Genomic DNA, 10,401 nt, shown 5'->3' with positions numbered 1-10,401 from the left:
AGGTTATACTGCCTCGAAGTTTTAGTGCCGCATCATAGGCGTTCCAATTCTGAACTTTATACTGGGCTTTCGTCTTCATCTTGGGCTAAGGGCGGCGACAGGACACAGGATATAGGTAAAATTTACCATTTTCCTTATTCACGCAACAACGCCCTTTGTATCTACTGTTTTATACTTAATTTAACTCCGCGCATAAATTTTGATTGGTGATGTATCAAAACAAGGACTCACATCACGCCATACAATTTGATTTTTTACTGCTTGTGAGAAATCCGGGAAGAAGACTTACAGCATCTTGGCGGCTTCTGGCATTGGGTTTGGAAGAACAATGTGCCAGTGGTTATCGTAGAGGGTGCGAAAAAAGCTGGTTGTTTATTGAGTGCTGGGTATGCTGCGATCGCAATTCCTGGAGTAAACGCTGGCTATCGCACACCCTCTGATGAGTACGGGACTGCGATTGGTAAACCTTCGCTTATCCCTAACTTGAAACATTTCGCAACACAAGGTAGACAAGTTAATATTTGCTTCGACCACGATACCAAGCCTGAAACCGTGCAGCGAGTCAGAACCGCCATTAGTCGTATGGGGCGATTGCTCATAAACGAAGGTTGTCAGCTACGAGTGATTGACTTGCCAGGAACAGAAAAAGGCGTTGATGATTTTGTAGTGGCTCATGGTGAGGCGGCTTTCCATGCTCTCTACAATACAGCCGAAACTCTGGAGCTATGGGAAATCAAGCTGTTTACTCTGCTAAGTTACCCAAGCGCGATCGCACTCAACCAAAGATTCCTGGGTCAGTTGCTCGTACCCGAAGGCGAAAAGCTGATTGTCCTCAAAGCCCCAAAGGGAACGGGTAAAACAGAGTGGTTGTCTGGTGAAGTGGCCAAAGCACACGACCAAGGGCGGCGGGTTCTCATCATCACCCATCGCATTCAATTGGGTGAGGCTTTGTGCAATCGCTTCGGCGTTGATTACGTCAGCGAGATTCACACCTCTGACACAGGCGGTTTATTGGGGTATGGCGTGTGCGTAGACTCTTTGCACAAGGATAGCCAAGCTCGATTCAATCCCAACGACTGGTCTAACGATATCGTGATTATTGACGAATGCGACCAAGTTTTCTGGCATTTGCTCAACTCTACTACAGATGTAGCCAAGCGGCGGGTGTCTATTTTAAGGAATTTCAAGCAGCTGATCCAAAATGTCTTGGGCAGCGTGAGCGGTAAGATTTATCTGTCTTCAGCCGATGTATCCGATACTGATGTGAAATATATTCTTTCTCTGGCTGGAGAATATCGGGTCAATCCTTTTGTCATTGTCAACAATTATCAGCACTACTGGGGCAAGTGTTATAACTACTCCGGCAGTAACCCCAGGAATTTGATTGCGGCGTTGGACAAGGCGATCGCGTCGGGAGGACATCATTTATTATGTTGTTCTGCTCAAAAAGCTAAGTCCAAATGGGGGACACAAGCGCTAGAAGAAAGGTTTCGATGCAAGTTCCCTCATCTGCGGATACTGCGAATTGATAGCCATTCTGTTCTAGACCCGACACACCCAGCTTTTGGGAGTATCGCCCATCTCAACGAAATCCTCACCCAGTATGATTTAGTAATAACCTCACCTAGCCTAGAAACTGGTGTGTCTATTGATATCAAAGGTCATTTTGATGGAGTCTGGGGGATTTTTCAGGGAGTGCAGCCTGTGAACTCTGTATGCCAGATGTTGGCACGACTGAGAGAAACTGTTCACCGTCACATCTGGGTTAGCCAGTACGGTATGGGGACTGTGGGCAATGGTTCAACTTCTATGGGTGGACTGTTGCGGAGTCAAGATGTCGCAACCCAGGCGAATATCGCATTGTTGTCTGCAGCTGATAATGATGATTACTCGTTCATTGACTGCAATTTTCAACCCGAATCTTTGCAGACTTGGGGAAAACGTGGGGCTGTCATTAACGTAGAAATGCGCCGCTATCGGGAATCTGTGCTGGAGGGATTGGTGGCTGATGGCTACACTGTGATTGATGCGGATGATTCCGACTCTGATGAAACCAAGGAAGTTGTGAAAGAAGTGAAAGCGGCTTTCAAAGAATTGTATAGGAGTGAATGTCAGGGAGTTTCTCAATCAGAAGATGTGTCTGACGCTGAACTCAAGAAATTGCAGGAGAAGCGGGTGAAGACGAAAGAGGAAAGATATCAGCAGCGGAAGGCTGAATTGTCCCGGCGTTACGAAGTTGAAGTGACACCCGAATTGGTCGAGAAGGATGATAACTCTTGGTATCCCCAACTGCGACTGCACTATTACCTGACGCTGGGGCGGGAGTTTCTTGCTAACCGTGATGCAAAACGAGCCAAGGCACAGGCTGAGGCTGGGGAGAACTCGATTTGGAAGCCCGACTTCAACAAGGGGCAGATGTTAGCGTCTGTGCTGTTGCTCGAAAAACTGAATCTGTTGCAGTTGCTTACATCTGGGGAACGATTACGGGGTTCTGACGAGGCGATGCAGGAGTTGAAGCGAGTGGCACTGGAAAATCGTTATCTCATCAAAACTTGGTTGAATATCACCATTTCGGACAAACTTACTCCCATAACGATCGCGCAAAAGTTATTGAGCAAGATTAATTTGAAGTTGTCTTATGTAGGTCGGTTAGGGCATCGGGGTCACAGGGAGAGTGTTTATAAATTTGTTGCACCATTAGATGGGCGGAATGCGATTTTCGATTCTTGGTTGAATCGGGATGAACTATCAAATTGTAAGTTGGTGTCAGTCACTAATAATATAGAGTTACAAACCCAAGTTAGTGACACACACAACATTTCCCAAACATTAAATGAGGTGGAAAATCCTGCTGTCTGTGGTTGGAAGGGCTTAAAGCTGAGATTGCGGCAAGAGTTGAAAAGTGCAGGTCAGTTGTATCAACAGCTAATAAGCAAAGTGGGTGAGGCAATCGGTATTGCTGATGGGGAGCCAATATGGAATGGATATTTGGGGAACTGGATGATTAGTGTTAGCTTTGCTTCAGGCTGTAAGTCGGTTATGTGCGATTGGGTCGAGTGTGTGGGGTGATATACGATCTGAGCAGCATAAATACTTTGCACCAAGGTAAGTGACATCGCTCTGTTCCGGATGCGAGCGCCCTCGCAGGGCGAATGGTTGCAGCTGTTCCTGATTTGGTAGAGTGGATGGGGTGAGTTGGTGGGTTGTCATGGCGATCGCAACTTCTGCACCCTTTACGTTGTGAACAATTAAAATAAACCTAGAAATTGGAATTTTTTGTTATGAGTGTCCTGATTCCTGATGACATCCTTCGAGCCTTAAACATGACCGAGGACGAACTAAAATTAGAAATCGCTCATAATTGCGAATTGCGAATTGCGAATTGTGCTGTGTCAGTCACTAGTAATATAAATGTATCAACACCAATCACTGACATAACATCATTCCCCAGTAATGAGAATATGGAGGGACAGTAAAACTCTACTGATTCTAAACTTCAGTTTGAACCAAGTTTATTATCCTATTCTTGCGCTTTTTGTTGATAAAGTTGTGGTGATAGGATTACTTGAATTTGTTTTTCTTGACATTTTTCAGAAAAAGCCTGAATTTTTTCAGTTTCTTCACCCTCAATTAATAAAGATTCTAAAAAGCTATCAAATCCTAAAAATGCTAATTCATAAATTGCTTTTTGGCTAAAGTTACCTTCAAAATATCCAGTATGGGTATCAACTCCTTGAGGATCTCTGCTATTAATAGACTTCTGAATAAATGCCCAAGTTAGGAAAATATAATCTCCAAAATTAATAGCTGGCTTTTTAATAGCACAACTGACAATTCCTACTTGTTTACTGCGCTCATCTTTATAATCTGTACAATCAAAATATGAAAATAAATCTGCGGGTTGGATTTCTTGCTCTGATATCTGAGATATTTCTTGTAAACTTCTATGTTCGCTATTAGAAGAACGAATTTCTAGATATTTATAAGGATTATCAAATCTACAAGCTTGCTCGTAATCTTGTTTGACCAAATTAATTACTCCATATCTGGGTATGTGTCCTACTGAATCTTTTTTATTATTAAAATGCTTAACTGTAATATTACCAAGCCTGTAGCCACTAATACGGGTTCGTGCTGGAAAACTAAAATAATTTGCAGCAGTAGAGGTAAATCTTAATGCTAAATCTCCTTCATTACAAAATACGTAAGCTTCCTCGCAGCGACGTAAAGAGGAACGAAGAAAGTTAGCTCGTCCCGGTAGAATACTTTCTACCGGAATATCAGCTGCCACTAGTACTAATCTACCTAAGCGAAATACATTCCCAATATCAGAATCTGGTTTTTTATTAATAGATTTAACATCAAAAATATCCGAGAGAATACGAATTACATTCGTAACTACAAAGCATCCCATACTGTGACCAATAAAAGATAGTTTTATCCGCTTATGGGGAGGTAATTTTACATTATAATCAAGCTGCCTGAGCAATTCTATTAAATCTATAACCCCATAATTACTAGCTCTATAAATATCTCGGAAATAAGTTGATAACCGCAAAAGAATTAATGTAAAAATTGTTGAAGATACAATACCAGATAAAATCAAACTTATTGTAAAAATAGAAATATTAATGTTTTTGTAAAAATTAAAAAATAATAAACTTATAGTAGATAATATACTGATTGTTAGCCCTAAGCCTAAATTGATAGCTAGTAAAATTGGTAAAGACGAAAATGAGTTAATTACCTTTTGTATAAAAGAACCAGACTCATCGGTTTGTACAGGATTTTCGGATGGCCATCTATATCCTATAAAAACATATTTATTTGGCTGCTGAATATTTGTATTGATATAATCATAAATATTTCTGCATCCTATTTCTGTATCTGAGGGTGTAGAACTATACCCATGTATATTGATAATAATTTCTGGTTCAGAACTAGATTCCAAATTTTTAGTAATCTTCTTAATCATATTTTCAGTTGAAAATTCAGCTTCTCCACGATTTGTATTAAAAAATTCTCGATGAGTAATTTGTGTTAAGTTTCTACTAGAATTTTCTTCTTCTGTCTCAACATTTAGTTTAGCAGTACTTACTACTAAATAACCAGGAATACTTTCCTGATTAGTTTTTTTAATTTCATAAATTTTATATGGTTGGTTGTCTGCTAGATTATTTTTATTAGGAGAGTACATTTATCTACCTCTTACAAATTTATCTGGATTGGTATATTACTTTTAATTTAAGGTTTCAAGAGTCAGAATTCAAGAGCCAGAAGGGTTAAAGAATTAAAAAATATTTAATCAAATTAATTGACTCCTGGGTGCTGAATTCTTACAAAAAAACGTCGTCTCAGCTTACCGCCAAAAATGGTTTTGAGTCAAAAGATAGCAGTTTCGGATAAAGAACGGCGATGATAACCAGACTCTTGTTTCCATTGTTTACGTCCAACTTTGTTCACTCTTCCCAGGTTTTCATCTCTAGGGTGCGGTTGTGTTTGGCTGTTTGTGGGTTGTTGAATTTTCGCGTTGCTGCGTGGAGGAATTACAGCTTTCGCGCCACTTTGTGAGATGGTGTCGTAACAGTCGAATGTGTCATAGCCACCATCACCAGAAACCTGCTCTATCGGCTGCTCGATCTGCTCCAATATGTCTGTTAGCACCTCACAATCTGCGACATCATTAGTAGTGACTACTGCACCCAAAATTTCACCACTCTCCTCATCACAGCCAAGATGCAACTTACGCTCCTTTCGCCGTTTACCTACCCCATGTGTGCGGACTTTCCACTCGCCTTCACCATACACTTTCACACCAGTCGAATCCACTACTACATGAACAGCTTTGTCTTTTGAGATTACTGGCAGTTCCACAGACAGCTTGCTCAAACGACGAGATAGCGTGGAATGGTCTGGTACTCCTAGCTCAATTCCCATGAGCATGAATAGCGATTCCAAAAACCCCTCTGCTTGCCTTCCTGGTAAATGAAACACCGATTGAATTGTTCCCATTGTAGCGTAGACGCTCTTAGCGGCTTGTCGTCAGACATCGCCGTATCTGAGTAATAATTCGATGCTCCTTTTTTCCCCGTTTTTTGCTGGTTGCGCCACTGCTCAATTACGTCTTCGTCCAGCCAGAAAGTTATACTGCCTCGAAGCTTTAGTGCCGCATCATAGGCGTTCCAATTCTTAACTTTGTACTGGACTTTCGTCTTCATCTCTAAGCTAGGCGGCGAGCGAACATAGGCGATAGGTAAAATTTACCATTTTGTCTATTCACGCAACAACGCCTAAACTTTTTACGCTCTGTTAATGTTGGGGTCATGCTCTACAACTACTAAAATGCTTGTCACGTATACATTTTCGCAGTCTTTGACCCCCTTTTTTATCTCTTTGTGAGAAATTCGGGTGTATGAACAGTAAGTAATGTTCGGAGCAAGTATCTCCTTGGCTTACTCTAAATTTTCCTGGTTATAAGTCTTGTAGAATTGGAGAACAATAGGTTTATTTTGTTCTAATAACATTGAAAGTTTCTCTTAAGTAAAGACATTCAAGCTCGGTTGACTACTAAAAGTGTGAGGATGCCTAGTACTGTTTCCCTCAAGCACGGCTCTGCCGCTTCAATTTCATAATAGTAATTGCTGGACTTCGATTATTGACACGTTTGAATTTACGAAATCGATCGCAACTGGCGATTTATGCCAATGGGTGGTTAATCTTACACAAGCAGTGCGTCCGATCGCTGCAACACTGCCATATCCTCTTCATCTAGTTCCACAGGTATGCCGCTGCGGATCAGTTCAGCAAAATCCTCGTTGGGAACCATAATCGTTAGCGTATAGAGGCGACCCATCCCCGTGTTTTCAATCGCATGAATTCCGGTTGGCGGCACCATAACGCTGTCTCCAGCGCGAATATCTACAGCTTTGCCATCACACATGGCTACGCCCTCTCCCTTGAGGACAAAAAACATTTCCACCGCCATTTGATGACGATTGAGCGGCGTTTTCCCACCGACATCAAAAATTTCCACACAATACGTCAAAGGCATCCGAGTACTTATCGGATCGAACACGATCGCCAGCCGATTTGTAGAATCCGGACTAATCCGATAAGCCTGATAATCGCTTGGCGATTTGAACATCGGAATCACACACTTTTTTGTTCTTGTAGCATCATTCATTTGCATTCCTCCCTTTGAGAGTGACTAACAGTCTGTCCAACCCCCTTAAAAACGTGTTTTAAAAGTACTGAGGACTGGGTGCTGAGAAAGGATTAACAAAATTCGGCGCTTTTTTGTCCCCCAGTTCTAGAACTGGCAAGTTTTGTGGTGGGGTAACAGTCCCCATCACAAAACTGTACTTCCGACTTCCGACTTGTTTAATACTCAGTCCTCAGCACTCATTACTGTCTAAACCCAGATTTGATTTTTCAAACAGATCCTAAAGAGTAAACGACTCCTGCTGCTCCTCCTCGATCTGCTCCTCCTCGATTTCACGACAGGAATCGGCTTGACAAGTACGCAGTTTATTCAGTCGGTTAGTAAGCCGTTGGAGTAGAGCTTGATTGGCTGTATTAGCCAGGTTGTGCAACTGGTATGGGTCTTTTTTGATGTTGTACAGTTCCTTTGCTCCAGTTCTATACTCAATATAGGTATAATTTCGTGTTCGGAGCGCATCGTAAGTAGGGAACTTCACTTGTTGCTTCTTTTTTCGGCGCAATTGAAGTTGGGAGCGCACTTCATCTGTAAGCTGGGAGCGCGCCTCATCTATAAGCTCTGACCGCGCCTCATCTATAAGCTCTGACCGCATCTCATCTGCAAGCTGGGAGCGCACTTCATCTGCAAGCTGGGAGCGCACTTCACCTGCAAGCTGGGAGCGCACTTCATCTGCAAGCTGTGACTGCTCCTCATCAGTAAGCTGCGACTGCACCTCATCTGCAAGCTGTGACCGCTCCTCATCGGTAAGCTGTAACTGATCGTTGCCTAGATCCTCCTCTTCTTCAAGCTGTACCACATCGTTGTCTAGATCATCCTCATCTTCAAGCTGTGACTGATCGTTGTCTAGATCATCTTCATCTGCAAGCTGTGACTGCTCCTCTTCTTCAAGCTGTAACAGATCGTTGTCTAGATCATCCTTATCTTCAAGTGCATTCTTCTTACTTAGTGTGTGTTCTACCAAAAATGCAGAGCGCCACTTCCGAGGTTCTGTCGTACCCTTTAACAGGGGTAAGAACGAGCGTCCATCCACAAAACTGGGGGGTTGAACTCCAGCTATATCGGCAAAGGTGGGGAAGAAGTCGATATTACCCACTATCTGGGGCAGTTTCTTGCCGACGGGAACTCCCGGTCCGCGCACGAACAGATTCAAACGAATATCTTCCTCGTAGGCACTCTCTTTGCCTAAGCTTATCCGGTGAATACCCTGTTTGTAACCGTTATCGGAGGTAAAAACGATGTAAGTATTGTCAAGTTGCCCTGACTCCTTGAGCGTATCGATTAACTTGTTAACTGCATCGTCAACCGACTGGAGCGATCGCAAGCGCTTTCGATAACTTTTATCGACAAAGTCAATTTGTTCGCGATCGAGTCGATTCTTCAACTTCTTCTGCATGAATTTAGGCTTAGTATTAAAGCCACCCTCACGGTCGGTTTCGTTAAAATTGTCTGGGCGGGGCGCTTTAACACCATTGAAGAGGTGCTTATAGCGGTCTGCTGGCGTATATGGCGAGTGAATGTTGAAGGGAGCAAAATAAAGGAAAAACGGTTTGTTGTCTCTGGCAGAATTTTTGATGAAATTTCTGGCAAAGCTAGTATAAACGTCTGTACCGTAGTCTTCGGAATTGTTACCGTACTTGACCAGTCTGCCATTCTGGTTCAGTGTATAGCCGTACTGCGTGTAAGGATTGCCATAACCCTTGGCTTTGTTTTTCTTCTTGCCTTTTTCCATTGGGCTATACCACTCTGTCCAACCAGGCGGGACGTAGGTATCCGGGATTTTGTCCTCATCTTCGCGGACTGTGTCGGGGTAGCCGTTGAGGTACTTGCCAATCAACGCTGTCCGGTAGCCATTTGCCTTTAATGAGGTGGCGATGGTCTCTTGTTCTAATTTGTTTTTATGGGCTTGCTGGAAACCTCCTTCATGTCTTGAATTGTTCAAGACCCCCGTATTGTGGGCATACTGACCGCGCAAAATGCTTGTGCGCGATGGGCAGCACAGAGACACATCGACAAAGAAGTTGGGAAATGTTATGCCCTTGTCGATCAAAAGCCTCTTAATGTGTGGTGCATAGTTCTCCGGATCTTCGTTAATTGTGTCAGCGTCCATGTCATCGACTAGGACGAAAACGATATTGGGTTTACTTGTTTGGGCGAAAGCTTTTTGTGGTGCTGATAGTAGCACGTTGACTACTAAAACACCGATCATCATTAGAGCAAAGAACCTTGTTCTCAAACTCGATGTTTTCATGAAATCACCTCTCGGTTTACAGTGTTAGAATTCCGTCTTTGAGCATGGTAAAAACCAAACTTTTTTCAAAACAGAATTCAGGAGTCAGGAGTCAGAATTCACTAATTGAATTGGAGTCCAACTGGTGAGGCAGTCTGGAACAATTAGTAACAGGCTTCGCTGTGAGCGTTCGCGTAGCGTCTCATTCGCGTTAGCGTCTCCGAAGGAGAAGAGAAGCCGAACCGTTGATTCAGAACTCCTGAGTTCTGAATTCTGCTTCAATTCACAGTCATAGCATCGGAACCAAAATGTTGCTCTATGTACTTCTGAATGTCTTTAAGTAGGTGCTTGTCTTCTTCAGAGAAAAGATTTATCTCAAATTTGTTGACAGAAGTTAAGCGATCTTTGTAAGAGTTAACCGCGTGGTAAATAGCCCCAGCAGCATTTTGGCTACTACTAAAGTCAGGAATAACAACAACATGGTTTGATTCATGACTTGAGTGAAGACAGCTCATCTTTCTTACATCCTCAAAAAATTTTTTAGCCGCTTCTTCAGAACCAAAAGATAGCGAGATACTCTGAAACGATCCGATGAGAGCGGAAGTTTTGAATGTGCTACAGGTCATTAAAACCGTAGCAATTATCGGATTGCCATTCCTTGGATGGATGATCATTTGAAATTCCTCGTACTCTAAGAAGTGATGTTGTCTAAATGAATAATGCTGAAATAGTGCGATCGCCCTGGATATATTCCCCTCAAACCGATCGCTGATTTCTCACTTACAGTTGGCAAGTCTAGGGATGCGATCGCTCAAGATTTGCCTATGTCCATCGAGAATTATTTGAAGGGCGCGATCGCCCTGGATATATTCCCCTCAAACCGATCGCTAATTTCTCCTCTACAGTTGGCAAGTCTAGGGATGCGATCGCTCAAGATTTGCCTATGTCCATCGAG

At 42.8% G+C, this 10,401-nt stretch carries 8 protein-coding genes; 2 read left to right on the top strand and 6 right to left on the bottom strand.

Annotated features, from left to right (window positions below; genetic code table 11):
• Positions 1–330 precede the first annotated feature (330 nt).
• Together I8752_RS31590 and I8752_RS37765 are read left to right on the top strand one after the other, a co-directional pair.
• A complete protein-coding gene (locus I8752_RS31590) occupies positions 331–3,069 on the top strand; it encodes a plasmid replication protein, CyRepA1 family (protein WP_404827133.1) in 2,739 nt (912 codons plus the stop codon).
• Between the two features lie 212 nt (positions 3,070–3,281).
• A complete protein-coding gene (locus I8752_RS37765) occupies positions 3,282–3,476 on the top strand; it encodes a UPF0175 family protein (RefSeq protein WP_225896029.1) in 195 nt (64 codons plus the stop codon).
• 44 nt (positions 3,477–3,520) lie between these two features.
• Here the strand turns inward: I8752_RS37765 and I8752_RS31580 are convergent, their stop codons facing one another.
• The 6 genes from I8752_RS31580 to I8752_RS31555 all read right to left on the bottom strand — a co-directional run bounded on the left by I8752_RS31580 (position 3,521) and on the right by I8752_RS31555 (position 10,120).
• Complete coding sequence (locus tag I8752_RS31580) at positions 3,521–5,197, bottom strand: alpha/beta hydrolase (protein WP_214436130.1); 1,677 nt, start codon at positions 5,195–5,197, stop codon at positions 3,521–3,523.
• A gap of 185 nt (positions 5,198–5,382) precedes the next feature.
• Positions 5,383–6,012 (bottom strand): IS5 family transposase, encoded by a 630-nt coding sequence (locus I8752_RS31575; RefSeq protein ID WP_214436129.1) that lies wholly within the window; start codon positions 6,010–6,012, stop codon positions 5,383–5,385.
• Positions 5,922–6,218: a transposase gene (locus I8752_RS38905; protein WP_214436128.1), complete on the bottom strand. Its 297-nt coding sequence runs from the start codon at positions 6,216–6,218 to the stop codon at positions 5,922–5,924. The genes I8752_RS31575 and I8752_RS38905 overlap by 91 nt, the downstream gene beginning before the upstream one ends.
• Before the next feature lie 500 nt (positions 6,219–6,718).
• Positions 6,719–7,183, bottom strand: coding sequence for a cupin domain-containing protein (locus I8752_RS31565; RefSeq protein ID WP_214436127.1), 465 nt, complete (start codon positions 7,181–7,183; stop codon positions 6,719–6,721).
• 259 nt (positions 7,184–7,442) lie between these two features.
• On the bottom strand, positions 7,443–9,467 hold the full coding sequence (locus I8752_RS31560) for a sulfatase-like hydrolase/transferase (RefSeq protein ID WP_214436126.1): 2,025 nt from the start codon (positions 9,465–9,467) through the stop codon (positions 7,443–7,445).
• A gap of 257 nt (positions 9,468–9,724) precedes the next feature.
• Entirely contained in the window at positions 9,725–10,120 is a 396-nt protein-coding gene (locus I8752_RS31555) for a hypothetical protein (protein WP_214436125.1), read from the bottom strand.
• Between the last annotated feature and the right edge of the window lie 281 nt (positions 10,121–10,401).

Source organism: Dendronalium phyllosphericum CENA369 (assembly GCF_016056275.1).
Classification (GTDB): Bacteria; Cyanobacteriota; Cyanobacteriia; order Cyanobacteriales; family Nostocaceae; genus Dendronalium; species Dendronalium phyllosphericum.
This window is presented reverse-complemented; position numbering and strand designations above follow the sequence as displayed.